This window comes from Streptomyces sp. NPDC091416 (assembly GCF_044756845.1).
Taxonomy (GTDB): Bacteria; Actinomycetota; Actinomycetes; order Streptomycetales; family Streptomycetaceae; genus Streptomyces.
On sequence record NZ_JBIVTU010000005.1, the window covers coordinates 98,270 to 123,475 of the forward strand.

Genomic DNA, 25,206 nt, shown 5'->3' on the forward strand with positions numbered 1-25,206 from the left:
CTGCCGGTCGGACCGGTCGGACCGCTCGGACCGGTCGGACCGGTCGGACCGCTCGGACCGGTCGGACCGGTCGGACCGCTCGGACCGGTCGGACCGCTCGGAGACCGCGGGTGTACGCGGGGCCCGTGATCTTCGGTCCGGCCTGCCGCGGCGGACGGAAACCGCAGGTCGTCCGCGGGTGGGCGCGTCGCGCGGGAGGCCGAGGCCCTACGCTCGAAGATCTGATGATGACGATCCAGCCCACCTCACCCGGCGCCAAGGCCGGAGCCGAGTCCGTGCGCCGCAACAACCTCGGACTCGTCCTGCGTGCCGTCCTGGAGGAGGGCGAGGTGACCCGCGCCCGGGTGGCGGCCCGCGTCGGGCTGACCAGAGCGGCGGTCTCCTCGCTCGTCGAGGAGCTGCTGTCCCTCGGCCACCTGACCGAGTCCGGCAAGACGTTCAGCGGAAGCGCGGGACGCCCCGGCACCGTGCTGAAGGTGGCGGAGACCGGCCCGGCCGGGCTGGGCGTCGAGATCAACATCGACTACGTATCGGTGTGCGCGGTCGGGCTCACCGGCACCGACCGGGTCCGCGTCACCGAGCACATCGACAACCGGAACACCCCGCCCGCCGAGGTCCTCGCCCACGCCGCCCGGCTCACCAACCGGGTCATCACCTCGACCGGCGAGCAGGGGCTGCGGGCCGTCGGTGTCGAACTGGCCCTGCCCGGCCTCGTCTCCGGCGGCATGGTCCGCCAGGCACCCAACCTGGGCTGGTACCGCGTCGCGGCCGAAGGCATCTTCGGCCAGGCACTCAGCACACTGCGGCCGGCGGGGCGGGCGCTGGCGGTCAGTTCCGACAACGAGGCCAATCTGGCGGCCCTGGCGGAGCTGTGGTTCGGCGGCCTCGGCGACACCCACAGCTTTCTCTACCTCACGGGCGAGATCGGCGTCGGCGGTGCGCTGGTGCTGCGGGGCGAACTGCTGCGGGGTGCCCACGGTTTCGCGGGGGAGGTCGGGCATGTGGTCGTCGACCCGGACGGGCCGCTGTGCGGGTGCGGCGCCCGGGGCTGTCTTGAGCAGTACGCCGGTCAGGCGGCCCTGCTGCGGGCCGCCGGCATCGACCCGGCCGCGGGGGTGCGGGGACTCGGCGAGCTGGAGAAGCGGGCGAAGTCCGACGACACGGACACGCTGGAGGTGCTGCGGGCGGCCGGGGACCGCATGGGCGTGGTGCTGGCCGGTGCCGTCAACCTCTTCGACCTGGACACCGTCGTGCTCGGCGGCATCTACCGCGACCTGATGCCGTGGCTCGCCGCCGCGGCCCAGGCGCAGCTCGCGGACCGGGTGGTGTCGGGCCGGTGGCGGGACGACGGCACCGGGCTGCGGGCCTCCTCGCTCTCCGGCGACGCGGCCCGGGGCGCGGCGGCACGGGTGGTGCGCGGGGTCCTGGCGGACCCGGCGGCGTACGCGGCGCGCTGAGGGGTCCGCACACAGCGAACGGCCCCCGTCCGCAGCAGGGCGGACGGGGGCCGGCAAGGGCGGATACGACTACTTCCGGTGGGCCGCGATCAGCTCCTGGTACCAGCGGTAGCTGTCCTTCGGCGTGCGTTCCAGGGTGTCGTAGTCGACCCGGATGATGCCGAACCGCTTCGCGTAACCCAGCGCCCACTCGAAGTTGTCGAGCAGCGACCAGACGTAGTAGCCGCGCACGTCGACGCCCGCGTCCATCGCCGCACGCAGCGCCGTCAGGTGCGTCTGCAGGTACGCGACGCGGTCCGCGTCGTGCACCGAGCCGTCGGTGTCCACGGTGTCGAACTCCGCCGAGCCGTTCTCCGTGATGTGCACGGGCGGCAGCGCGTCCCCGTACGTCTGCTTCAGTGCGGTCAGCAGGTCGGTGAAGGACTCGGGCACGACCGGCCAGTTCATCGCCGTCTTGCGGACGCCCCGGTACTCGCCCTCGCTGTACCGGTTGTCGGTGGCGACCCGCAGGGCCGGGTCGGCCTCGCGGTGCGGGGCGGCGGCGACCACGATGGGGCGGTAGTAGTTGATGCCCAGGAAGTCCATCGGCTGGGAGATCAGCTCCAGGTCGCCCTCGCGCCGGAAGTCCTGCGCGGTGATGAGCTCGCCCCAGGTCTCCTCCTCGGTGGCCGGGTAGCGGCCCGCCAGGATCGGCTCGGTCCACACGAGGTTGTGCTGGGTGTCCGCGCGGACGACCGCGGCCAGGTCGGCGTCCGACTCGGTGGCCGGGACGTTGCGGTCCAGGTTGAGCGTGATGCCCGCCTCGCGGACGCCCGCCGCGCGCAGCGCGGTCATCGCGTGACCGTGGCCGACGAGCAGGTGGTGCGCGGCGGCCAGGGCCCCGCGTCCCTCCTTCGCGCCGGGCGCGTGGCGGCCCACCGAGTAGCCGAGGAACGCGCTGCACCACGGCTCGTTCAGCGTGATCCAGCGCGGCACCCGGTCGCCCAGGTGCTCCGCCATGATCGCCGTGTACTCCCCGAAGCGCTCGGCGGTCTCGCGGACCCGCCAGCCGCCCTTGTCCTCCAAGGCCTGCGGCAGGTCCCAGTGGTAGAGGGTGGCGGCCGGCTCTATGCCCGCTTCGAGGAGCTCGTCGACCAGCCGGGAGTAGAAGTCCAGGCCCTTGGCGTTGACCGCCCCGGCGCCCTCGGGCTGGATGCGCGACCAGGCGATCGAGAAGCGGTACGAGTCCACGCCGAGGTCACGGAGCAGCGCCACGTCCTCGGGGTAGCGGTGGTAGTGGTCGCACGCCACGTCACCCGTGTCACCGCCGTCGGTCCTCCCCGGCGTGTGGCTGTAGGTGTCCCAGATGGACGGCCCGCGGCCGTCTTCATCCACGGCGCCCTCGATCTGGTACGAGGCCGTGGCCGCGCCGAAGACGAATCCGGGCGGGAAGACCGGGAAGTCACTCATGGAAACCCTTACTTGACCGAGCCGCCGGTGATCCCGGCGGCGATGTATTTCTGGGACAGGACGAGCAGGACCGCGGCGGGCACGGCCGAGAGGACCGAAGCCGCCATGACCGAGCCCCAGTCACCGACGTGGGCGCCGATGTACTGGTAGATGCCCAGTGTGATCGGCTTGACGTCGTCCGTGGTGTTCAGCGTCAGGGCGAACATGAAGTCGCTCCACGCGTACAGGAACGAGAACAGGCCCGCGGTGATCAGGGAGTTGCGGCTCATCGGGAGCACGACCTGGATGAACGTACGGATGCGGCCGGCGCCGTCGACCTCGGCCGCCTCGATGACCTCGCGCGGGATGGACACCATGAACGAGCGCATCAGCACGATGGCGAACGGGATGCCCAGCGAGGCGTCCGCCAGCATCAGGCCGAAGTAGGAGTTGACCAGGCCGAGGTCCACGTACGCGCTGTACAGGGCGTTCGCGATGACGATGCCCGGCACCATCTGGGTGATGAGGGTGCCGAAGACGATCGTCTTGCCGCCGCGCAGGTTGAACTGAGCCAGGCCGTACGCCGCCGGTGCGGAGATGGCCAGGCAGATGGCCACGGCGCCGAGCGCCACGGCCAGTGAGGTCAGCAGGTTGCCGCCCTGCTCGGTGAGGGCGGAGGTGAAGCCGGAGAAGTCCACGCCGGTCGGGACCGGGCCGACGTCGACCAGGCTCGCGTCCGGCTGCAGCGCGGTGTTGATCATCCAGTACAGCGGGAACAGCATCACCGCGAGGATGACGACGCCGAGGACGGTCGCCCCCCAGCGGCGCTTCGGCCGGTGGACGGCGGGAGCCGGGGCGGCGGGGATCTGGGTGGTGGTCGCCATGCCGGTCACTTCCCCTCGTTGCGGTTGGCCCGCAGGTAGAACACCGCGAAGACGGCGGAGATCAGGATCAGGATGTTGCCGACCACGGCACCGGCCCCGAAGTCCATCTGGACGAAGGAGTTCTGGTACGTGAGCGTGCCGAGCGTCTGGGTGGAGTCGGCGGGGCCGCCGTCGGTGAGGGCCAGGACCAGGTCGAGGATCTTCACCGTCGACATGAAGCCGAGCACCAGCACCACGGTGATGACGGGCTTGAGCATGGGCAGGGTGACCGAGCGGAACGTGCGCCAGGCGGACGCGCCGTCGAGCGAGGCGGCCTCGTTCAGCTCCTTGGGGACCTCCTGGAGGCCGCCGTAGAGGATCACCATGTTGAACGGGATGCCGATCCAGATGTTCACCAGGATCACCGAGATCAGCGCCATGCTGGTGCTCGTCAGCCACGGGGTGTCACCGGGGAGGCCGATGGTGCCCAGGAAGGAGTTGAGGACACCGGTGTCCTGGTCGAAGATGCGCCGCCACACGATGCCGGAGACGACCATCGGGACCAGCCACGGCAGCAGGATCAGCGAGCGCAGGATCCCGTTCAGCGGGAAGCGGCGGGTGAAGAAGACGGCGAGGCCCAGGCCGATGCAGAACTGGCCGACGAGCGAGCCGATCGTGAAGAGGATCGTCTGCCACAGGGCCTTGCCGAACAGCCCGTCGTTGAAGACGTTGCTCCAGTTGTCGAAGCCGTTGAACGGCGCCTCGCCGGTGAAGAACGTGGACGGCGAGTAGTCCTGGAAGCTCATCACGATGTTGCGGACGAGCGGGTAGCCGAAGAACAGCGCCATGAAGATCACGGCGGGGGCGATGAACCCCCACTGGGCGAGGGTCCGGCGCCGCTTGGCGCTCCGCGGGTTCACCGGCTTCTTGACCGCACCGGCCGCGGGGGCCTTCGGGTCGGCCGGCAGCGCGGCGGCCGAGGCTGTGGTGGATGACATGGTTCGTTACCTCAGTTCCCGCTCGTGACCTGCTGCTGGGCACGCTTGAGAGCGGCCTCGCTGGACTCGCCGGTGAGCGCGGACTGGAAGGCGCTCTGCAGGGCCAGCGACACGGACGACCACTGCGCGCCGAGCTTCGCGGTACGTGAACGGGCCGTGGCGACCTGGTCGGCGAGGGCCGACAGTTCCGGCGCCTTGGTACGCCACACGGCGGCGGCCTTCTCGTTGGCCGGGACCATCCAGCTGTTGATCGCGTAGGTGATCTGCTCCTGCTCACCCGACATGCAGCCGATGATGCGGGCGGACATCTTCTCCCGCTCCTCGTCGCCGGTGTTGGGGACGGTCAGGATTCCGCCGCCCAGCGGGCCCACCGAGTCGTCACCCGCCTTCGGAACGGGGATCTGGGCGATGCCCCAGTTCAGCCCCTTCTTGGCGTTGAGGCTCTCGACCTGCCACGGACCGTTGATCATCATGGCCGCGTTGCCGGCCATGAACTGGTCGTTCACATCGGCCTGGGTCCAGTTGACCGTCGACTTGGACAGCGAGCCGTCCTTGAGGAGGGCCTTCCAGTAGTCCAGCGCGCCTGCCACCTGCGGGCTGTCGAGCTTCGTCTCGTCGCCGCCGTTGGACCACATGAACGGGGCGAACTGGAAGACGCCGTCCTCCGCGCCGCCCGCGCTGAGCGCGATTCCGTACCGCTTGCCCTGCGTCAGCTTCTTCGCGGTCGCCTGCATCTCGGCCCAGGTGGTGGGCACCTCCAGGCCGGCCTTGTCGAGGGTGTCCTTGTTGTAGAACAGCGCCAGGGTGTTCACGGTGCGCGCCGCCCCGTAGTACTTCCCCTGGTACGAGCCGAAGTTGACGATTCCCTCGGGGATGTCCTTCGTCGTCAGACCGAGGTCCTTCAGCGGGATCAGCCCGCCCGCCTCGGCGAACGTCGGCATCTCGGAGGCGTCCAGCTGGAGCACGTCCGGCAGCGACTTCGAGGACGCCATCCGCAGGGCCTTCGTCATCACCTGCGAGGCGGGGACGCTCTGCTGCTCGATCTTCACCCCGAGCGTCTTGCTGCACCGGGCCAGCGTCTGGGCGTCCCAGCGGTGGTAGGACTCGTCGGTCGACGAGTTCATGACGGTGTACACGTCAGGGTCCCGCTGCTGCCCGCAGCCGGACAGGACGACGCCGCCGACCAGCGCGGAGACGACGGTGAGCGGGACGATGACCCGCCGGTGATGACGGCGGCGCGGCTGGCGCATGCCGTCCGGAGAAGGTGCTGTCACGATGGTGCCCTTGCGTGAGAGGGGTGCCGGGCCCGGGGGGACCACTGTGTCCCGACGAGGTGGATCCGTCCGCCCGGGCGCGGGTCCGGCAGGCCCGCGCGCGGGGAGAGCGGGGTGTCCGGCGGCGGAGGTCCGCCCCGGACACCCCGGTGGGGTCAGCTGACGCCGAGCAGGTGCTCCATGGCGAGCTGGTCGAGCGCCTCGAAGGCCATCGAGCGCTCGGCGGCGCCGTCCACGTCGAAGTCCTCGTACGCGGAACGGTCCGCGATCAGGGCCTTGACGCCGTCGGCGGCGGTGGGCTGCGCCAGCTCGTCCAGACGCGAGGCGGCCAGCGCCTGCTGGACGGCCGGGTCCGCGCGGAACGCCAGCGCGCGCTCCTTGAGGATCAGGTAGTTGCGCATGCAGTTCTTCGCGGACTCCCAGACCCCGTCGATGCCGTCGGTGCGCACCGGCTTGAAGTCGAAGTGCAGCGGGCCCGCGTAGTCCGAGCTCTCCAGCAGGTCGACGAGCCAGAAGGCCTGGCGCAGGTCGCCGGCGCCGAAGCGGAAGTCCTGGTCGTACTTGATGCCGGACTGGCCGTTGAGGTCGATGTGGAAGAGCTTGCCCGCCCACAGGGCCTGCGCGATGCCGTGCGCGAAGTTCAGCCCGGCCATCTGCTCGTGACCGACCTCGGGGTTCACGCCGTACATCTCCGGGCGCTCCAGGCGCTCGATGAACGCCAGGGCGTGGCCGACGGTGGGGAGCAGGATGTCGCCGCGCGGCTCGTTCGGCTTGGGCTCGATCGCGAACTTCAGGTCGTAGCCCTGGTCCACGACGTACTCGCCGAGCAGGTCGAACGCTTCCTTCATCCGGTCCAGCGCGACGCGCACGTCCTTGGCCCCGCCGGACTCGGCGCCCTCGCGGCCGCCCCAGGCGACATACGTCTCGGCGCCCAGCTCGACGGCGAGATCGATGTTGCGGATGACCTTGCGCAGCGCGAAGCGGCGGACGTCGCGGTCGTTGGCGGTGAAGCCGCCGTCCTTGAAGACGGGGTGCGTGAAGAGGTTGGTGGTGGCCATGGGGACCTTGAGACCGGTGCGGTCCAGTGCGCCCTTGAAACGGGACACGATCGCGGCGCGCTCGGAGTCCGAGGACCCGAACGGGATCAGGTCGTCGTCGTGGAACGTCACACCGTGTGCGCCGAGTTCCGCGAGACGCTCGACGGACTCGACCGGGTCCAGAGCGGGGCGGGTGGCGTCACCGAAGGGGTCGTTGCCTCGCCAGCCGACGGTCCAGAGCCCGAAGGTGAACCGGTCGGCGGGGGTGGGGGTGAAGCGATTCGACATTCTGCTGCCTCTTCGACATGGCCCGGGCGGCTGCTCTGCCGTCCGACCGATTTGTTTGCTGGCAGTACTAATACGGCATCTTGGCGTTTGTTTCTAGACCACTTCTGTGACACATGCGTCACATAGGGACAACATGGCAGTCCGCTGTGGGGTCTTGCGGCCCAGGCGGGGCAGGGTGTCGGCGGCTTCTGTGTGCGTCGAAGCGCTTCGAAGAATTATTTGTTTTGTGTACGATCAAAATCGGGACTCACAGGAACGAGGTACGACATGCCGTCGCGACCAGCCAGAAACCCGGCCACCGCACCGGTATCGGCCGTCATCGGCGTGGACAGCTCCACCCAGTCCACCAAGGCGGCCGTGGTCGACACCGCCACCGGCCGCCTGCTCGCCGTCGGCCGGGCCCCGCACACCGTGACCGGACAGGGCGGCGCCCGCGAGAGCGACCCCGAGCAGTGGTGGCAGGCCCTGTGCTCGGCCGTCGCCGCCGCCCTCGCCGAATCGGGCCTGGACCCGGCAGCCGTCACCGGCATCGCCGTGGCCGGCCAGCAGCACGGCCTCGTCACGCTCGACGCCGACGGCCGCCCGCTGCGCCCCGCCCTCCTGTGGAACGACACCCGCTCCGCCCCGCAGGCAGCCGCCCTCACCGCCGCACTCGGCCGGGAGACCTGGCTGGATCGCACCGGCTCGGTCCCCGTCGCCTCGATGACCGCGTCGAAGTGGCAGTGGCTGCGCGAGAACGAACCGGCCACGGCCGCCGCGACCGCCGCCGTCCGCCTCCCGCACGACTTCCTCACCGAACGGCTGACCGGCGCCGCCGTCACCGACCCCGGCGACGCCTCCGGCACCTGCTGGTACAACCCCGCCACCCAGGGTTACGACCCCGAGCTGCTCGCCCTCACCGGCATCCGCGCGGACATGCTCTCCACGGTCGCCGCCACCGGGGCCACCCGCGCCGGACACCTCACCGCCGAGGCCGCCCGCGCCCTGGGCCTGCCCGCCGGCATCCCCGTCGCCGCCGGAACCGGCGACAACATGGCCGCCGCGGTGGGCCTGGGCCTGGGCGCCGAAGGACTCCTCGACCACCCCGTCGTCAGCCTCGGCACCTCGGGCACGGTCTTCGCCGCGACCCGCAACCGCCCGCACTCCGCGCTCCTCGCCGGCTTCGCCGCCACCGACGGCACCCGCCTCCCGCTGGGCTGCACCCTGAACTGCACCCTCGCCGTGGACAAGGTCGCCGAGCTGCTCGGCCTGGACCGCGAGGAGGCCGCGCCCGGCGGCGAGGCCGTGCTGCTGCCCTTCCTGGACGGCGAGCGCACCCCGGACCTCCCGGCCGCCTCCGGGCTCCTGCACGGGCTGCGGCACGACACGACCCGGCAGCAGATCCTCGGCGCCGCCTACGAGGGCGCGGTCGTCGCCGTGCTGCGCGCCCTGGACGAGCTTCCTCTCGACGCGCCCGACGCGCCGCTGCGCCTGATCGGCGGGGGAGCGAAGGGCACGATGTGGGTGGAGACCGTGCGCCGCCTGTCCGGGCGTGCGGTGATCCTTCCGGACTCCGGCGAGCTGGTCGCCCTGGGCGCGGCCGCCCTCGCCGCGGGCGCCGCCACCGGCCGCGACCCGGTGGCCCTGGCGACCGAGTGGGGCAGCGGCGAGGGCCGGGAACTGCCCGCCGTGCCCAGGGACGCGGCCACCTGGGACCGGGTGACCTCGGTCCTGGACCGGGCGGCCCCCGCCCTCCTGACGCCGCAACCCTGACGACGTACCCCGAACACTCCCCGTACCACCGCTTAAGGAAGAACCCCCCCATGAAGTTCACCGACGGCTTCTGGCAGATGCGAGACGGTGTGAACGCCTCGTACGCCACCGAGATCCGCGACCTCCGCCTCGACGCCGACCGCCTCACCGCCCATGCCGCCGTCAAGCGCGTGACGCGGCGCGGTGACACCCTCAACGCTCCCCTGATCACGGTGGAGGCGTACGCCGCCGCCGAAGGAGTCATCGGCGTCCGCCTCACCCACCTCGCCGGCAAGCGCCGCCCCGGCCCGGACTTCGGTCTCCCCGGTGCCACCGGCGACACCGCGGCCACCACGCGCGACGACGGTCCCACCGCCGAGCTCACCAGTGGACCGCTCACCCTGCGCCTGCCCACCGAGGGCGGCTTCGGTCTGGAGTTCCTCGACGCGGACGGCCGCCCGCTGACCTCCGCCGGGCGCAAGGGCACCGCCTTCGCCACGGTCCAGGACGGCGGCCACCACATGTTCGCCCAGCTCGCCCTCGGCGTCGGCGAGACGATCCACGGCCTCGGCGAGCGGTTCACCCCGTACGTCAAGAACGGCCAGGTCGTCGACATGTGGCAGGCGGACGGCGGCACCAGCAGCGAACAGGCGTACAAGAACGTCCCGTTCTACCTCTCCTCGCGCGGCTACGGCGTCTTCGTCAACCACCCCGGCAAGGTCTCCTTCGAGGTCGGTTCCGAAGCCGTCGGCCAGGTGCAGTTCAGCGTCGAGGACCAGGTCCTGGAGTACTTCGTCGTCGCCGGCCCCACGCCCAAGGACGTCCTCACCCGCTACACCGCGCTCACCGGCCGCCCGGCACTGCCGCCGGCCTGGTCGTTCGGCCTCTGGCTGACCACCTCGTTCACCACCAACTACGACGAGGCGACCGTCACCTCGTTCGTGGACGGCATGGCCGAGCGCGGCATCCCGCTCTCCGTCTTCCACTTCGACTGCTTCTGGATGCGCGAGTACCAGTGGTGCGACTTCGAATGGGACCCGGACACCTTCCCCGACCCGGAGGGCATGCTCGCCCGGCTCAAGGACAAGGGCCTGAAGATCTGCGTCTGGATCAACCCGTACATCGCGCAGAAGAGCGCCCTGTACGCGGAGGGTGCGGAGAAGGGCTACTTCGTCCTCACGCCCGAGGGCGACGTCTGGCAGTGGGACAAGTGGCAGGCCGGCATGGCGCTGGTCGACTTCACCAACCCCGAGGCCACCGCCTGGTTCCAGGCCAAGCTGAAGACCCTCCTCGACCAGGGCGTCGACGGCTTCAAGACGGACTTCGGCGAGCGCATCCCGACCGACGTCGTCTGGCACGACGGCTCCGACCCGGAGCGGATGCACAACTACTACACGCACCTGTACAACAAGGCCGTCTTCGAGCTCCTGGAGAAGGAGCGCGGAGCGGGCGAGGCCGTCCTCTTCGCGCGCTCCGCCACCGCCGGCGGCCAGCAGTTCCCGGTCCACTGGGGCGGCGACTGCTGGTCCTCGTTCGAGGCGATGGCCGAGTCCCTGCGAGGCGGCCTCTCCCTGTCCCTGTCCGGCTTCGGCTTCTGGAGCCATGACATCGGCGGCTTCGAGGGCACGCCCGACCCGGCGGTCTTCAAGCGCTGGCTCGCCTTCGGCCTGCTCTCCTCGCACAGCCGCCTGCACGGCTCCTCCTCGTACCGCGTGCCGTGGGAGTTCGGTGACGAGGCGGTCGCGGTCGCCAAGCAGTTCACCGAACTCAAGCACCGCCTCATGCCGTACCTGTACGGAGCCGCCGTCGAGGCCCACCGCACCGGCGTCCCCACCATGCGCCCGATGCTGCTGGAGTTCCCCGACGACCCGGCCACCCGCACGGTGGACCGCCAGTACCTGCTGGGCGCCGACCTCCTCGTGGCCCCGGTCTTCAGCGAGGACGGCCAGGTCGAGTACTACGTCCCCGAGGGCACCTGGACCCACTTCCTGACCGGCGAGACCGTCACCGGCCCCGCCTGGCACCACGGCACCCACGGCTTCGACAGCCTCCCGCTGCTGGTCCGCCCCGGCGCGGTCCTGCCGCTGGGCGCGGACACCTCGCGCCCGGACGCCGACTGGACGCAGGACCTCCAGCTGCGCGTGTACGCCCCCGAGGGCCTCGGCGACTTCACCCGCACGGTGACGGTCCCCGACCTCACGGGCGCCCCGGCCGCCACGTACGAACTGGTCCGCGAGGGCGGCACGCTGCGCGTCACCTCGGACACGGACCGGCCGTACGAGGTCGTGGTCGTCGGTGACGCGGCGCTGGCCGTCGTCAAGGGCTGAGGACGGGCGCGGCCCCTTCGCGTCCCGGCGCCGGGTGCGTCGGAGCGGAGGGGCCGCGAGGCCAGTCGAGCGGAACTGACGTAGCGTCACGTTGTAATGGCCGTCCCGGGCGCGTCGCTCGGACGCAGGCTGATGGCGTTATGTCAGACAAAGCCTGTGAACACTTCGATGACGGCTTCGCCGGTCAGTGTCGGGTCCCCTTCGCAAGGAGGCGGGTTCTCGCCGGTGGCGGCGTTCCGGAACCCGTCCACGGTGGCCTGCGGCGCTCCTGCGGGATCGGGGGCGGTCGAAGCGGTGTTCGTGGACGCGTCCGGGGTGCTGCGGTACCTGACCTCGAACGGCGGCGTCTGCTGGGGAGTGGCCGACCTGCCGGGCGGCCCGTACACGCTCGGCGACGGACAGGCAGGCGGGATCGTCGCCGTCACCGGGTGCTCCGGGGACCCGGCCACGGTCAACGTGTTCTGGACGGATGACTCGGGGTCGCTCGGACAGCTGGAGCTGACCGGGGGAGGCTGGAGCGACTCGCCGCGGTGCCCGGTGGGGCGGGTGCCGATCGTCAACGGACTGAGGGTCGCCTATTCCCCGCCGGTCGGAGACGACCCGCCGCGCCCGGTCCTGTACGGCGCACAGGACTCCTCCTCCCTGATCGTCACCGCGTTCGACGGCGAGGCGTGGACCCCGTACCAGCTCTTCTGCGAAACGGACTTCGCGCCCGAGTGCAACGGAACGGTGCTGACGCCGACCGAGGCGGCGACTGCGACGGGCGGCCTTCCGCACTTCAACGTGGTCTTCAACCGGAGCGGCTCGCCCGGCGTCACACAGCTGTCCGGTTCGGGGGAGGACGCCTTCCTGACACCGTGGCACACCCTCGGGTCTCCCGGGCTCAGCGGCAGGGCGGGTGTGGCCGGCGGCGTCTTCCCGGGAGGGCTCGTGGCGCTGACCCAGGCGTACTCCGCGGGGCAGCCCCTCAGTCCTGCCTGCGTCTACCTGGACGAGCAGCCGGACGGCGAGCGGAACCTGATGGTCTGGCCCGCCGGGTTCACCGGGGCCATGGCGCTGCCGGTGCCGAATCTGGGGTGCCGGCTGGCCGTCGCCGGACAGTCCGTGGCCGGCCTCAACACGACCGTGTACCTGATCGGCGCCGACAGCAGCGTCTACGCCGTCCCGCAGATCAGCACCTGCTTCGACGCCCAGACGCCGATGATGGGCCCGGCCTCGCAGATCTACGCCGGTGGATCCGGTACCGACCCCGTGCAGATCGCCCCGGACCAGGTGCCGGGTGACGCCCCCGCCCTGTTCGTCGTCGGTGACGACCGGAGCCTCTGGCTCTACGAACCCTCGGGCCGACCCGGCAGCTACAGCACCACACTGCCCGGCAGCACCGGCCAGTGGGCCGGCTTCCAGGTGCGGCAGAACGACCCGCTGCCGCCCGTCGAGCCGGTCAGCCCCGTCCCGGCCGGCACGGCGCTGCCCACGGGTTCGAGCGTCAGCACGCCCTTGAACACCAGGCTGACCGTCCAGTCGACCGGACTGCTGCTCACCGCCGGCGACAGTCCGGTGTGGTCCGTGGCCCTCGACGGCGTCGGCGGTGCCACGCTGACCCGGAGCGGCGACCTGACCGTCATCGACGTGTCCGGCGACACGGCCTGGGCATCGGGTACCGGCACCACCTCCGGTACGGCGAGCCTCAGGATCGTCGACGCTCCGCCCAGCGTGCAGATCGTCGATGGCAACGGCTACCCGTTCTGGTACTCGAACCGTACGCAGGCCCCGTGTTCACCCGGCACCCCGATCGCCCCCGGCGCCCAGATCGCCGCCGGCGGAGTGGTACTGGTCATGCAGCCCGACGGCAGCCTGGTCCTGCTCGACCGGTCCGGTCAGCCGGTCTGGAGCACCGGCACGGACGGGACTGACGGCAACACCCCCGGGCACTCCGCCGCGTTCACCGAGGCGGGCGTACTGGAGGTCTACGACAGCACCGGGGCGAACACGGTGTGGAGCTCCGCCGGCTTCGGGGGCAGCCCCGGCGACACCCTCACCCTGTCCAGCAGCCCCGAGCCCTGCCTGGAGATCACGTCCGCGGGCGCTCTCGTCTTCCGGGCCGGCCCGCCCCCGGCCGGCAGCGACGGCACCACCGGCTGCCCTCCCGGCTGGTGGTTCACCCCCGGCACCGGCATGACCGGACGGTACGGAACTCAACTGCTGATGCGGGAGCAGCAGTTGCTGTTGTGGAACCAGGCCGGAACGGACTACTGGTCGCAGCCCGGATCGGGCGCCGTGTTCACCACCGACGGCGATCTGTACGTGCTCGACGCTCAAGGCACAGCCATCTGGAAGGCGGGCGTGAACGGCGCCCAGCTCATCGTGGACAAGTCCCCCGGCACGCTCTGCGTCGTCGACGACCACGGCAACGACCTCTGGACCGTCCCGCCGTCCGGCTGACCGCGCGACGACCGCCGCTCCGCCCCCGAAGCCGCCGCCAACTTCCGGAGACCGCCCGTGAGCACGCCCTGTCCCACGATGCCGTTCAGCGCGCAGGTCAGCAGCGTCCTGATCCAGGACGCCGTCAACACCAACAGCGTCATCGTCAGCCTCGACCAGGACCTTCCGCAGAGCGCGGCCCCCTGGGTCGGCACGTTCTGCAACCCCTTCAAGAACGGGCTGGCCGAGGCCTTCGTCATCACGGACACCGCTTCGGACGGGACATCGAACAACGGCAGCTACGCACTGAACCACCTCGCCCAGGACCCCTCCGCAGTGCACGGCTGGACCCTGACGCCGATCTCCGGCATCCCGGACGGCTGCACGCCGGTCTCGGTCGTGGCGTGCATGGCCGGCGGGCTCCCCCACTTCTTCTGCACCCTGCAGGACCGCGGCGAGGCGTCCGGTGCCATCTGGCACGGCTGGCTCGACGGAGACGGCGACGTCTCCTCGGAGACACTCGAGTTCCCGTTCCCGGAGCCGGCGGCGACGCTCAAGGTGGCCTACTACGATCCGGCCGTCCAGGGACCGGACAACGGCCCTGTCCCGACCACCGGCGCAGGCCCGTTCCCGATCGTCTACACCGTGAGCCGCGACTACTACCTGGTCTACGGGATGCTGAGCTTTGACGGAGACAGCTGGAACGGCGCCAGCGAGATCTGGGACGGGCCCGGCTGGGACGCCCCCTACTCCGACTGGACCCTGCTGCCGACCCCCGGGGAGTTCGGCAACTGGGTCATGGTCTTTGCCGACGGGTCGTCACCTGCCGGCACGTCGCTGACCTCGTTCCAGCGGCGGAACAGCCCGGACCTGATCTACCAGGACCCGTACTCCAGTACCGGCACACCGGTCTCACCCCCACCGGTCACGGCGGCCCGGTCGTTCGCCGGCGTCTGCTGGGAAGGGACCGAATACGGCTCCCGGCCGCTTTACGTCGACGTCAACGGTGTGCCGTTCCTCTACGACGCCGAGTACGGCAGCATCGTGCTGCCCGTGAACACGAGCGGCACGATCACCGAGGCCCAGGCCGTCACCAACAGTGCGGGCATGACCTCGGTGTTCTTCGCCGACTCGGACGAGAACCTGTTCTTCCTGGCGCAGACGGGCTACTTCACCAGCAGCTCCGCGCCCGACAGGTACACGATCCAGTGGGCACCCAGCGTCCCGATCGCCGGCAGCTCCACCGACAGCGGCGGGGTCAACGAGGGCTGCTCCGCGCTGTATCCGTCGCTCTTCCCGGGCGACCCGCCCACCCTGTTCACCGCCAACGCCGCAGGCGAACTGAGGCTGCGCCAGCTCAACCCGGCCACCGATGCCGGTCCGGGCGGCTGGATGAGCCACACTCCTGCGCTCGCCCAGGTCAGCACCTACGAACTCGCCACGTACCGAACCCAGTTCACCCTCACTGACGTCAACGGCCTGCCGGTGGGCAACCGGCAGATCGAGGTCACCGCCTCGACGGTGACCGGCGCGGTCCTCAACGGCACCGTCCAGGTGATCGGACCGGGCGACGGCCAGTCCGCCACCGTCACCACGACAGCGGCCGGCACCGCCACCGTCGCCCTCGTCGCGAACGACTTCGCCCCGGCCACCCTCACCTTCGCCGACGTGCCGGGCCAGGCCGGTGCCGCCGCCGACGACGATCCCGCGTTCGAGACGCGGGCCGTGGCCCCGGCCGCCCCGGTGCAGGCCTACCTCGCAGGCAGTTCCGACGGCGTCAGCAACGGATGCCTCGGCACCACCGGCTCGCTCCCGTACCTGGGCAGCGCCAACACGACCTTCACCCCCGACACGATCGCGGGCGCGCAGAACCCCAACCCGCAACGAGCCGGCAGTCTCTTCCCCGGCGTGCAGGGCGACAGCCCGGTCATGACCGCGGACCAGGCGCACACCGCCGTCCAGAGCCTCATGGCCAAGGGAACCGGTCAGCAGAATCAGGCCCCTTCGTCCGCGGAGGGCGGGGACGGCGCCCTGGCGGGATTCATCATCAACCGCGACCTCGTCACGGGCCGGCCCCGCTACCAGGAGTTCTACGATCCCGACGCCTACCGGCGTGAACTGGCCCACCACAACACCGTCATCGGCGAGAGCCTGTGGGGTGACATCAAGAGCATCGCGGACAGCATCTGGCAGGGCATCAAGTCGGCAGCGATGGAGGTGTACCACCTCGGCGCGAACCTCGTCGACGGGATCGTGCAGCTCGCGGTCAGGATCGGTGACGCGATCGTCAACATCGGCAGCATCATCATCGAGGGCATCGAGGACGCGGTCAACGTCGTCATGGCCGTCTTCTCGGCCATCGAGGCGTACATCAAGGACGTCATCGACTTCCTCAAGGCCCTGTTCGACGGCAAGGCGGTCTTCGCCTGCCAGAAGGCCCTGGCCGCCGCGCTGGACGACACCATCGACGCCGTGGCCGCGGCCCTGACCAACGCCCAGCGGAACCTCGGTCCGAGCGGCACGTTCTTCTCCGATCTCACGGGCGACATCCAGAGCTGGTTCGGATCCGCCGCCACGGGTATCGGCTCCCACCAGACGCTGGGCACCACTCCCACGTATCAGCAGTACGCCGTGCCGAGTGGCGTCACGGGCAACACCAGCCCGATCGCGAGGACGAGCACCGGCGGCACAGCGGTCTCGCCGTCCGACCTGGCGGCGAGCCCGCACGCCCACTACCTGACCCAGCAGACGTTCGGCGCGGTTCCCCCGGCGGCCGGCGGCAGCGGCAGCACGCGTGACGCCGGCGGGGCCCAAGCGCTCCCCGGCCCCACCCCACGCACCTTCAGCGAGCTCATCGAGGATCTCGGCCGCCGGTTCGCCGAGTCCGGCAAGGAAGGCGCGAGCGACGACCCCGACCCGTTCTGGCAGTTCTGCAAGGAACTGTTCGCATCGGACGCGGCGCAGGAACTGTTCCAGACCTTCGGCAAGGCCCTGGAGCAGGTCGTGGCATGGATCAAGACCCAAATCGACCCCTCCGACCCGAGCCAGTGGCAGAACGTCAGCATCGGAGGCCTCCTCGCGACGCTCGCCGAGGAACTGATCGAGGCCTTCCTCGCCCTGCTCGATGTCGTGGTCGTCGACATTCTCGGGCTGATCCTGGACTGCGTCGAGGACATCAAGGAGTTCCTCTCGACGACGGAACTCACCGGACCACTGGCCCTCCCGCTCCTGCTCGGCTGGAACTTCTTCGCCCTGCTCGCCGGTGACCCGCTCGTCGGGAGCATCACCGTCGGAGAAGGACTCACGCTGCTCGCGGCCGTGCCCGTGCACGTCATCGGCACCATCGTCGAAGGGCAGTCCGCGAGCCTGACCTGGCCCCCGGTCTCCGCCTCGCCGCACCTCTCCGGCGACGGCGGTCCCGATGTCACCGGGCCGTGGGAGTCGATCTACTACGTCAGCGGGGCGTTGTGCAGTGTCATCGAGGGCTTCTGCCTCATGTACATGGATGTGTGCTCGGCGGCCGGCGACTCGTGGTCGGGCGGCTGGCAGGAGTTCGGCGGTCTGGTCACCGCGTTCGGGATGGGCCTCAACGTGCTGTCGGTCGCGCTGACCGTCCCGCTTCCCCTGGACAGCCTCAACGCCTGGCCGATCGCCGACTGGTCCGTCGGAGCCCTCTTCGCCACCCTGTCCACGATCGGCTGGCAGCTCTTCAAGACGTTCTATCTGAACAACTGTCTCGGTGGCATGACGCCGTCGGATTCCGAGGCGCTGAAGCTGTTCGCCCTGTCGACGTTCAACATGCTGCTCGGCCTGATCGATCTTGTCGTGAACATCGTCGGCGACTGCGTGGAGGGCGGCGACTGGACCACCGACCGCGTTCTGTCCGCCATCAGCTCGGGTCTCGGCCCGCTGGCCAACATCTGCTCCCCAACGGGCACCAAGCCCGTCCAGGACGTCTGCGGGCCGGACGTGGCGTGGGTTGCGCCGACCGCCGACGTCGTGAGCTACATCGTCGGCGCGCTCATCGGTCTCTTCGCCGACCTGGAGGTGTAGGACCTGCCGGAATGCAGTTGACGGGTGCGTCCCGGCTGAGGTCGGATGGCGGGCTGACAGGCAGGACCACCCGCTCCAGGACGGCAGGGATGAGCGCAGACCGGATGCACGCCGACGAGCCCGGGACGGACGACGCCCTGGTCCGCCGGCTGATCGCCGCACAGTTCCCCCGCTGGTCCGGCCTCCCCGTCGAGCGTGTCGGCGCCGCCGGTACCTCCAACGCGATGTACCGGCTCGGTGCGGACCTGGTCGTGCGGCTTCCCCGCACCGCGGGCTCGGCCGGTGACGCCGCCAAGGAGCACCACTGGCTGCCGCGCCTCGCGCCCTCGCTGCCGGTCGCGATCCCCGTACCGCTGGGCGCGGGCGTGCCCGGCGAGGGCTATCCGTGGCCCTGGTCCGTCTACGCGTGGATCGACGGCAGTTGCCCGGTCGTCGAAGACCCCGCCGAAGCCGCCCCGCTCGCCCGGGACCTGGCCCGCTTCATCACCGCGCTCCACCGCGTCGACCCCACCGGCGGGCCGCCGTCCTACCGCAGCGAAAGCCTCGCGGCCCGGGACTCCGCGGTCCGCGCGGCACTCGCGGACCTGAGCGCCGAGATCGACACCGGGGCGGCGGCCCGGGTCTGGGAGGCGGCCCTGCGCGCCCCCGCACCGACCGGCCCGCCGGTCTGGATCCACGCGGACCTGCAACCGGGCAACATGCTGACGGCCAACGGCCGGCTCACCGCCGTCATCGACTTCGGCTGCCTCGGCCTGGGCGACGTGGCCGTCGACCTGATCGTCGCCTGGTACGTACTGCCCGCCGGGGCGCGCGACACCTTCCGCGCCGCCGTGGAGGCGGACGACGCGTCCTGGGTCCGGGGCATCGGCTGGGCGCTCTCGATCGCGCTGATGGAGCTTCAGTACTACCGGGAGACCAACGCGTTCATGGCCGGCACCGCACGGCACGTCATCGCGGAGATCCTCGCCGGTCAGCGGCAGCGCGCGTAGCCGCATCCGGTCACTCCCGGGCGCGCCCGCCCGCCCCGCCGCGGCAGGGAATGCGATCGTGGACCAGCGGGTTCGCACCATCGACAGCACGTGAGCGGTAACAGCACTGAGAGCGGATGGCCTTCACATGGGCGAGTTGATCCTGATCCGGCACGGCGAGACCGAGTGGTCCCGCAACGGACAGCACACGAGCCACACCGACCTGCCCCTGACGCCTCTGGGCGAACGCCAGGCCCGCGCCCTCGCGCCCCTGCTCGCCGACCGGCACATCGCGCTCACCCTGGTCAGTCCCTCCGTACGAGCCCGGCGCACCGCCGAACTCGCGGGGCTGTCCGCGCCCCGCATCACCCCCGAGCTCCGTGAGTGGGACTACGGCGGCTACGAGGGCATCACCACGCAGCAGATCCACCTGACCCGGCCGAGCTGGAACCTCTGGACGGACGGCGTCACGGCCGGTCCGGAAGCGCACCCGGGCGAGACGCCCGAAGCGGTGGGCGAACGGGCCGACCGGATCCTCGCCGAGGTCGGGGAAGCCGCCGGACGGGCCGGCGACGAGGACATCGCCCTCGTCGCCCACTCCCACTTCCTCCGCGTCCTGACGGCCCGCTACCTCGGCCTGACTCCCGCCGAGGGCACGCTGTTCCAGCTCGCCACGGGAGCCGTGTCCCGGCTCGGCAGGGAGCACGGCCAGCCGGTCATCACCGCGTGGAACGTGACCCTGCCGGAGAGCCTGTTCCCGACCGCCGTCCCGGACACCGCGCAGCTCTGAAGGGCCGTGGTTGCCTGTCCTCAGACCGCGCCGGCGAGCTCGTCCTCCTCGTACAGGCCCTCCAGGTCCCTGATGCACTTCCCGGCGACCTCGGCCGCGAACCGCGGGCAGGTCCAGGACTCCGCGCTGAGGGACCCCTCGCCCGGCGGGTACTCCTCCGGGGCCCAGAAGTGCGCCAGGCCCGCGCGGAAGGCCGCGCGCGGCAGCGCCGGGTGTTCGTCCACGTGCGGGCACTCGGCGGGCAGGGGAGCCGCGGCGACGGCGCGCATGGTGGCCAGGACGCCCCGGGCGACGGAGAGCGGAGGGCTCGGGTACGAGATCTTCACCGCCTGGTGGGCCACGAGCAGCAGTACGGCCCGATCCCGGCCGTCGGACCGCTCGTGCCGTCGGGCCGCCCACAGACCCAGATCGTCGGCGTGCTCCTCGTTCCAGCTCTTGTATGCAGTCCGCTCCACGAGCTTCTCGATGTCGAGCCTGCCGTCCGCACGCAGGTACTCGGCGTCGGCGTGCGAGGTGTCGCGCTCCCCGAAGAGCTCCTCGCGCCGCTCGCGCAGCTGCGCCAGGGTCTGGTCCGCGATCTCCGCCATGAGGACCGGGCACACCATTTCGTCGAGCGGGGCGTCCCCGCCGGACGCGATGCGGCCACGCTCGTAGATCTCCCGTCCGCCGGCACTGCTCAGCCGGATGCCGAGTTCCGCGGCGGCCGGCCCGCTGTCCGGCAGCGTCGGGTGCCCGTCATGGGCGCAGTCGCCGCCGGCGAAGTGCGGCAGCGTCTCCTCAACCGATTCGGCCAGGTGGTCGAGCACGGACTTCTTGCGCACCATGCCGGAAACCGCGTACCAGGTCACCGCCCTGACCACCATCAGACGTCCGGCACGGTCCGCCGGGTCCGCGCCGGACAGCTCCGGCGCATGGCTGCTGATCTCGTCGTTGATGTCGGTCCACGGCTTCGGGTACCCGTTCAGCAGCGCCGACAGCGTACTGATGCTGTCCTTGGCCGCCAGCGGCAGACGGGGCGGCACATCCGTGACCGATCCGGGGCGGATGATGTCCAGACCGATCCGCGCGAATCCGGCCGCGTTGCGCGGGCAGCGCCACTCGCTCCGGGGCCGGTCCTCGTCCCAGTCGGCCGACTCGTCGGCGAGCGCGGGCAGCAGCTCGGCGAGGTGGGCGTCCTCCTCGTCGTCGTGGCTCTGGTACGGATGCGAGTCGTGGGGGCAGTCACGGCCACGCAGGGCCCTGTCGGCGGTTTCCATCACCGCCGCGGCCTGATCTGCGACGCCTGCTCCGGGCAGCCAGGTGAGATAGGGGGCCATCACCGTCAGCCCGATCGTCCAGACGTAGGCCGAGTCGCCGCCCGGGTCGGAGGCGAGCTCGGCGGCGCAGTCGAGCACCGTCCGGTCGTAGGCGCTGTTGTCGGAGGTGTCGTAGTTCTTGCGTATGTCGTCCCAGATCTCGCTGAGTTCATCGAGGAACATGTCGTCGATGTCGTCCATGTCGTCGATGTCGTCCGTGTCGTCCGTGTCTGTCACGGACTTCATGACGCGCGAGGGTATGGGCGGAGTTCCCGTCAGAGCGAGCCGTCACCGATGGCCGCGACGAAGGGGGCCCATCCTGCCCTCGCGAAGGTGATCGCCGGCCCCTGAGGGCCGGCCTTGCTGTCGCGTACGGGGACGATGCCGGGGAGATTGCCGGCGATCTCGACGCAGTCGCCGCCGTCGCCGTTGCTGTACGACGACGTGCGCCAGGCAGCGGTGCTCAGGTCGGGTGTGGTGGTCATGGCGTCGCGAACTCCTTCGCCGCCGAGACGATCCGGACCAAGGACGCCTCCGGCGACAGCGCGGCAGCCCTGGCCAGATCGTATGCGGTGCTGTACTGCGCCACCAGCAGGGGTTCTTCGACGAGTTGGCCGCTGTAGGCGCTCTCCGTGTAGACGACGGCCGGAGCGTCGGTGAACTGCATCAGCAGCATGGAAGCGTGCAGGAAAGGATGCGCCCCGGCCGAGAACGGCAGTACCTGAGTGACGACACGAGGACGTGAACCCGTCTGCTCGGCAAGGTGGTTGAGCTGCTCGGACATGACGGCACGCCCACCGACGGGAACGAACAGGGCAGCCTCGTGAATCATGACCCACAACACCGGCGCGGCGGGCGAGTCGAGGAGCTGGGCGCGCTCCATGCGCGTCGTGACATGGCCTTCGACCACCTCTGCGGCGGCGAAGGGATGCGCCGCCCGGGTGAGCGCCCGCGCATAGGAGCTGGTCTGCAACAGGCCGGGCACGAGCATGGCCGTGTAGCTGTCGATGGACGAGGCCCGCGCCTGGAGCTCGACCGCGTCCGCAAAGTACCCCGCCACCTTCGACGCCCGCGCCAGACGGCACAGCCGCTGAAGATGCTCGCCGCTGCCCAGCAACTCATCCAGGGTGCGCGACAGTTCGAGCTGGGGTCGTCGTTCCCCCGCTTCGAACAGCCCGATGTACGTACCGGAACAGAACGCCCGGGAGCCCAACTCGATCTGCGACATCCCGGCCGCCTCGCGCAGCCGGCGCAACTCGGCTCCGTAGAAGGCGCGGGCGTCGGTGTACGGGTCCAGGTCCTTCGGCTGAGGCATGCCACGGAATGTAGTGGTGGTCCGGCCTGCCGCGCCTGCGAACGGCCCCGGCCCACCCCCACGGGTGACGCGCGGAAAGCGGAACGGGCGGGGGCGGCGCCCCGGGCGGCCGGGTGTGCGTCGCGGTCCGGGCGGCGCAGCGGCCGCGGGGCCGGCCGGGGGCGCGGGCGGGCCCGGCGGGGGCCGGCGGGGGGGGGGGGGGGGCGGGGGGGGGGGGGGGGGGGGGGGGGGGGGGGGGGGGGGGGGGGGGGGGCCCGGGGGCCGCGGGGCGGGCGGACCTCAGCCGAGGCCGTCGGTCATCGCGTTGAGCAGGGTGCCCGACGCGTCGTCGTTCTCCAGGGAGAAGGCGAACATCCCGGCCAGCCCCTTGCTCTTGGCGTAGGCGGCGCGTGCCTTGATGGCCTGGGGCGTGTCACCGGTCCAGAAGTTGGTTCCGTCGTAGATCCAGGAGCTCTCGGTGACCGGGTCCCAGTGAGTCTGGGCCGCGGTGGGGCTGAGTTCCTTCCAGGCCGCGAGCCCCGATTCCTGGCTCAGTGGCTTCGCCGCGGTGGGGCCGGTGGCGCTCTGGTAGAGCCCGTGGTCGGGGCCGGCCGGCACACCCGTCCAGCCGCGCCAGTAGAACGGGACGCCGAGCACCAGCTTGGAGGCGGGGAAACCGCCTGCGATCCCGTACTCCGGGAGCCCGTCGGTGTAGGCGGTGACGGCCGTGTCGAGGTTGTACTTGGCGGTGCCGGGCTCCACGGGGGTGGCCGGGTCGCCGGGGCTGTCGTGCAGCGGGTCCTGGTGGTTGGTGGGCCCGGTGGCGTCCCAGGCGCCGTGCATGTCGTAGGTCATCACGTCGGCGTAGTCCAGGTAGTCGCCGATCTTGTCGGTCTCCAGGAAGGCGATCTTGTCCTGGCCGCTGGGGAGGGCGGCGGTGAGCAGGAACTTCTTGCCGAGCGTGGCGCCGTACGCGTCGAGCTGGGTGCGGAACTCCTGGAGCAGCAGGGTGAAGTTGGCCTTGTCCGCGGGCGCGTAGTGGTTTCCGGTGTGGCCTCCGGCCGAGCCCGGGTACTCCCAGTCGATGTCGATCCCGTCGAAGATCCCCGCCGCCGACGCGACGCCGCCGGACGGGTCGCCCTGGATGTTCTTCGGAAGGTTGCCCTTCATGAACATGTCGATGCAGGAGGAGACGTACGCCTTGCGGGACGCGGCGGTGGCGGCTGCGTCGGAGAAGTACTTGGAGTAGGTCCAGCCGCCCAGGGACACGGTCAGGCGCAGGTTCGGGTACTTCGCCTTGAGGGCGCGCAACTGGTTGAAGTTGCCCTTCAGCGGCTGCTCGTAGACGTCGGCGGTGCCGTCCACACTGTCGGCGGCGGACACGTCGGCCTGGTAGTCGGCGTAGGCGTCACCCGCACCGTCGCCCGCGTTCGGATTGTCCTCGTTGCCCGCGTCGGAGGCCTTGATCGCCTCGAAGCACTTGTGCGTCGTGGGGTGGATGTTCTCGAACGCGTAGGTGACCACGTCGAGTCCGGCCGCGGCGCCGCTGGTTCCGATCTGCTTCGGGTAGTACGCGTTCTCGTAGATCCCCCACTGGTCGAAGTAGGCGGAGGAGTACGGCTTCACCGCGGGCGCCGCCCCGGTGGTCACGGTGACCGCGGTGGACTGGGCCGAGGCGTGAGTGCCGTTGTATCCCTGCACGGTGAACGTGTAGGTGTGCCGCGGCAGCAGCGAACTCACGGCGACGGTGGTCCCCATGGAGGTGGCCACCAGCTGGTTCTGCGCCCACACCTTGTACGAGGCCACGCTTCCGTCCTGCGAGGAGGCTGTGGACGGGTTCCACTTCAGCACGGCCGCGTTCCCGGTGACCTCGGTCGCGGCGAGCCCGGTGGGAGTGCTGACCTTGCCGTCGCCCGTGGGCCCGTTCGGGGGCGTGGTCGGGGGAGGTGTGGTGGGCGGCGTGGTCGGAGGTGTCGTGGGCGGTGTGGTGGGCGGTGTGGTGGGGCCGCCGTCCGGGCCGGTCAGGCTCAGGTCGTCCGCACGGTAGGTGCCCTGGCCGTACCAGCCATGGGTGAAGACGGTCACGGACGTGGTGTTTGCGCCGGTGCGGAAGGTCGTGGACAACTGCTTCCACGACGGGGCGGAGGGCTCCCAGACGTTCGCGTTGACTCCGGTGCCGGTGGCGCCGAGGTAGACGTACGAGCCCTGGACCCAGGCGGCCAGGGTGTAGGACGTGTTCGGCCGCACGGCCACGGTCTGGCTGCACTGTCCGGTGTCGGACGCGGTGGCGGTGCCGGCCAGGGCGCCCGTGCCGCTGTGCGCGGTGGTGGAGACCGCCGCACCGGTCGTGCAGGTCCATCCGTTGAGGGATCCGGCCTCGAACCCGGCGTTGGTGAGCAGTTCGGAGTCCGCGGCGGAGGCGTGGCCCGGGACGGCCGCCAGGGCGGCTCCCGAGGCGACGAGTACGGCGGCGACGGCCAGGGCTCCGTTGCGTCTTGCTCGTGCTGCCGGACCGCGGACGCTCGCGGCTCCTGAGCCGGCTGGGCTTGCGGGCATGGTTCTACCTCCGTGGGTGCGGGGAGCCGGTGCGACCGAAATCTCCCCGCGTGACGTCGCGGTTGCCGGGACGGCGCCGCGACATCTCCGAGCGGCGGGCCGGATCTCGGAAGCGCTTTAAGTGTTCATGCCACGTGGCGGTACACCCGCGAGATTGGACTGGACCAATGCGCCGGGTCAAGGGCGCGCGCCGAATATGGGGGAAACTTGGTGTAGACCAATTTCGGGCCGGCCGGCCCCGGCACCCCGCCATCGCCCCGGCACCCCGCCGCCGGCCCCGGCACCACGACGTCGGGGGGGGGCCGCCCCCCCGGGGGGGGGGGCCCCCCCCCCCCGCCCCCGCCGGCCCGCCAGTCACGTGGCGAGCTCAGGGCGGGCGCCGCGAGCGACGCCGGCCGGCCCCGCTCCAGGCCGGCATGAGCGTTC

General features: G+C 71.0%; 16 protein-coding genes. 7 read left to right on the forward strand and 9 right to left on the reverse strand.

Translation table 11 applies throughout. From position 1 onward, the window contains the following. The first annotated feature begins 227 nt into the window (after positions 1-227). On the forward strand, positions 228-1,457 hold the full coding sequence (locus ACIQMX_RS16755) for an ROK family transcriptional regulator (protein WP_363074242.1): 1,230 nt from the start codon (positions 228-230) through the stop codon (positions 1,455-1,457). Between the two features lie 69 nt (positions 1,458-1,526). Here ACIQMX_RS16755 and ACIQMX_RS16760 read toward each other — a convergent pair whose 3' ends face one another. From ACIQMX_RS16760 to xylA, 5 genes are all read right to left on the reverse strand, one after another. Beyond that, on the reverse strand, positions 1,527-2,906 hold the full coding sequence (locus tag ACIQMX_RS16760) for a GH1 family beta-glucosidase (protein ID WP_363074208.1): 1,380 nt from the start codon (positions 2,904-2,906) through the stop codon (positions 1,527-1,529). 8 nt (positions 2,907-2,914) lie between these two features. Continuing rightward, complete coding sequence (locus tag ACIQMX_RS16765) at positions 2,915-3,769, reverse strand: carbohydrate ABC transporter permease (RefSeq protein ID WP_363074210.1); 855 nt, start codon at positions 3,767-3,769, stop codon at positions 2,915-2,917. A 5-nt stretch (positions 3,770-3,774) separates the two neighbouring features. Then, the gene (locus ACIQMX_RS16770) at positions 3,775-4,746 is read right to left on the reverse strand and encodes a sugar ABC transporter permease (protein WP_363074212.1); all 972 of its coding nucleotides are present in this window, start codon (positions 4,744-4,746) and stop codon (positions 3,775-3,777) included. 11 nt (positions 4,747-4,757) lie between these two features. Next, a complete protein-coding gene (locus ACIQMX_RS16775) occupies positions 4,758-5,996 on the reverse strand; it encodes a sugar ABC transporter substrate-binding protein (RefSeq protein WP_363074244.1) in 1,239 nt (412 codons plus the stop codon). A gap of 179 nt (positions 5,997-6,175) precedes the next feature. After that, positions 6,176-7,345: a xylose isomerase gene (gene xylA / locus ACIQMX_RS16780; RefSeq protein ID WP_363074214.1), complete on the reverse strand. Its 1,170-nt coding sequence runs from the start codon at positions 7,343-7,345 to the stop codon at positions 6,176-6,178. Positions 7,346-7,612: 267 nt separating this feature from the next. Between xylA and xylB the strand changes: the two genes are divergently transcribed. The 6 genes from xylB (at position 7,613) to ACIQMX_RS16810 (ending at position 19,635) form a co-directional block, all read left to right on the forward strand. Further along, positions 7,613-9,097, forward strand: coding sequence for a xylulokinase (gene xylB / locus ACIQMX_RS16785; protein WP_363074216.1), 1,485 nt, complete (start codon positions 7,613-7,615; stop codon positions 9,095-9,097). A gap of 50 nt (positions 9,098-9,147) precedes the next feature. Further along, positions 9,148-11,403, forward strand: coding sequence for an alpha-xylosidase (yicI, locus tag ACIQMX_RS16790; RefSeq protein WP_402478662.1), 2,256 nt, complete (start codon positions 9,148-9,150; stop codon positions 11,401-11,403). Positions 11,404-11,628: 225 nt separating this feature from the next. Further along, positions 11,629-13,845: a hypothetical protein gene (locus ACIQMX_RS16795; RefSeq protein WP_402478665.1), complete on the forward strand. Its 2,217-nt coding sequence runs from the start codon at positions 11,629-11,631 to the stop codon at positions 13,843-13,845. 57 nt (positions 13,846-13,902) lie between these two features. After that, positions 13,903-17,877 carry a hypothetical protein gene (locus tag ACIQMX_RS16800; protein ID WP_402478667.1) on the forward strand — a complete coding sequence of 1,325 codons (3,975 nt, stop codon included), beginning with the start codon at positions 13,903-13,905 and terminating at the stop codon, positions 17,875-17,877. Positions 17,878-17,966: 89 nt separating this feature from the next. After that, the gene (locus ACIQMX_RS16805) at positions 17,967-18,866 is read left to right on the forward strand and encodes an aminoglycoside phosphotransferase family protein (RefSeq protein ID WP_402478670.1); all 900 of its coding nucleotides are present in this window, start codon (positions 17,967-17,969) and stop codon (positions 18,864-18,866) included. A gap of 127 nt (positions 18,867-18,993) precedes the next feature. Then, the gene (locus ACIQMX_RS16810; RefSeq protein ID WP_402478672.1) at positions 18,994-19,635 is read left to right on the forward strand and encodes a histidine phosphatase family protein; all 642 of its coding nucleotides are present in this window, start codon (positions 18,994-18,996) and stop codon (positions 19,633-19,635) included. Between the two features lie 20 nt (positions 19,636-19,655). Here the strand turns inward: ACIQMX_RS16810 and ACIQMX_RS16815 are convergent, their stop codons facing one another. The 4 genes from ACIQMX_RS16815 to ACIQMX_RS16830 form a co-directional block, all read right to left on the reverse strand. Beyond that, the gene (locus ACIQMX_RS16815) at positions 19,656-21,176 is read right to left on the reverse strand and encodes a hypothetical protein (protein ID WP_402478675.1); all 1,521 of its coding nucleotides are present in this window, start codon (positions 21,174-21,176) and stop codon (positions 19,656-19,658) included. Positions 21,177-21,205: 29 nt separating this feature from the next. Then, positions 21,206-21,415 (reverse strand): DUF397 domain-containing protein, encoded by a 210-nt coding sequence (locus ACIQMX_RS16820; protein WP_363074230.1) that lies wholly within the window; start codon positions 21,413-21,415, stop codon positions 21,206-21,208. Beyond that, positions 21,412-22,245 (reverse strand): helix-turn-helix transcriptional regulator, encoded by an 834-nt coding sequence (locus ACIQMX_RS16825; RefSeq protein WP_363074232.1) that lies wholly within the window; start codon positions 22,243-22,245, stop codon positions 21,412-21,414. Before ACIQMX_RS16825 ends, ACIQMX_RS16820 begins: the two co-directional genes overlap by 4 nt. A 279-nt stretch (positions 22,246-22,524) precedes the next feature. After that, entirely contained in the window at positions 22,525-24,780 is a 2,256-nt protein-coding gene (locus ACIQMX_RS16830) for a glycosyl hydrolase family 18 protein (protein ID WP_402478679.1), read from the reverse strand. Between the last annotated feature and the right edge of the window lie 426 nt (positions 24,781-25,206).

Coding starts and splice junctions, on each gene's coding strand:
- yicI (WP_402478662.1), top strand. CDS start 9,148: ATGAAGTTCACCGACGGCTTCTGGCAGATGCGAGACGGTGTGAACGCC.
- ACIQMX_RS16825 (WP_363074232.1), bottom strand. CDS start 22,245: ATGCCTCAGCCGAAGGACCTGGACCCGTACACCGACGCCCGCGCCTTC.
- ACIQMX_RS16810 (WP_402478672.1), top strand. CDS start 18,994: ATGGGCGAGTTGATCCTGATCCGGCACGGCGAGACCGAGTGGTCCCGC.
- ACIQMX_RS16805 (WP_402478670.1), top strand. CDS start 17,967: ATGAGCGCAGACCGGATGCACGCCGACGAGCCCGGGACGGACGACGCC.
- ACIQMX_RS16755 (WP_363074242.1), top strand. CDS start 228: ATGACGATCCAGCCCACCTCACCCGGCGCCAAGGCCGGAGCCGAGTCC.
- xylA (WP_363074214.1), bottom strand. CDS start 7,345: ATGTCGAATCGCTTCACCCCCACCCCCGCCGACCGGTTCACCTTCGGG.
- ACIQMX_RS16765 (WP_363074210.1), bottom strand. CDS start 3,769: ATGGCGACCACCACCCAGATCCCCGCCGCCCCGGCTCCCGCCGTCCAC.
- ACIQMX_RS16815 (WP_402478675.1), bottom strand. CDS start 21,176: ATGAAGTCCGTGACAGACACGGACGACACGGACGACATCGACGACATG.
- ACIQMX_RS16830 (WP_402478679.1), bottom strand. CDS start 24,780: ATGCCCGCAAGCCCAGCCGGCTCAGGAGCCGCGAGCGTCCGCGGTCCG.
- ACIQMX_RS16775 (WP_363074244.1), bottom strand. CDS start 5,996: ATGCGCCAGCCGCGCCGCCGTCATCACCGGCGGGTCATCGTCCCGCTC.
- ACIQMX_RS16770 (WP_363074212.1), bottom strand. CDS start 4,746: ATGTCATCCACCACAGCCTCGGCCGCCGCGCTGCCGGCCGACCCGAAG.
- ACIQMX_RS16760 (WP_363074208.1), bottom strand. CDS start 2,906: ATGAGTGACTTCCCGGTCTTCCCGCCCGGATTCGTCTTCGGCGCGGCC.
- xylB (WP_363074216.1), top strand. CDS start 7,613: ATGCCGTCGCGACCAGCCAGAAACCCGGCCACCGCACCGGTATCGGCC.
- ACIQMX_RS16820 (WP_363074230.1), bottom strand. CDS start 21,415: ATGACCACCACACCCGACCTGAGCACCGCTGCCTGGCGCACGTCGTCG.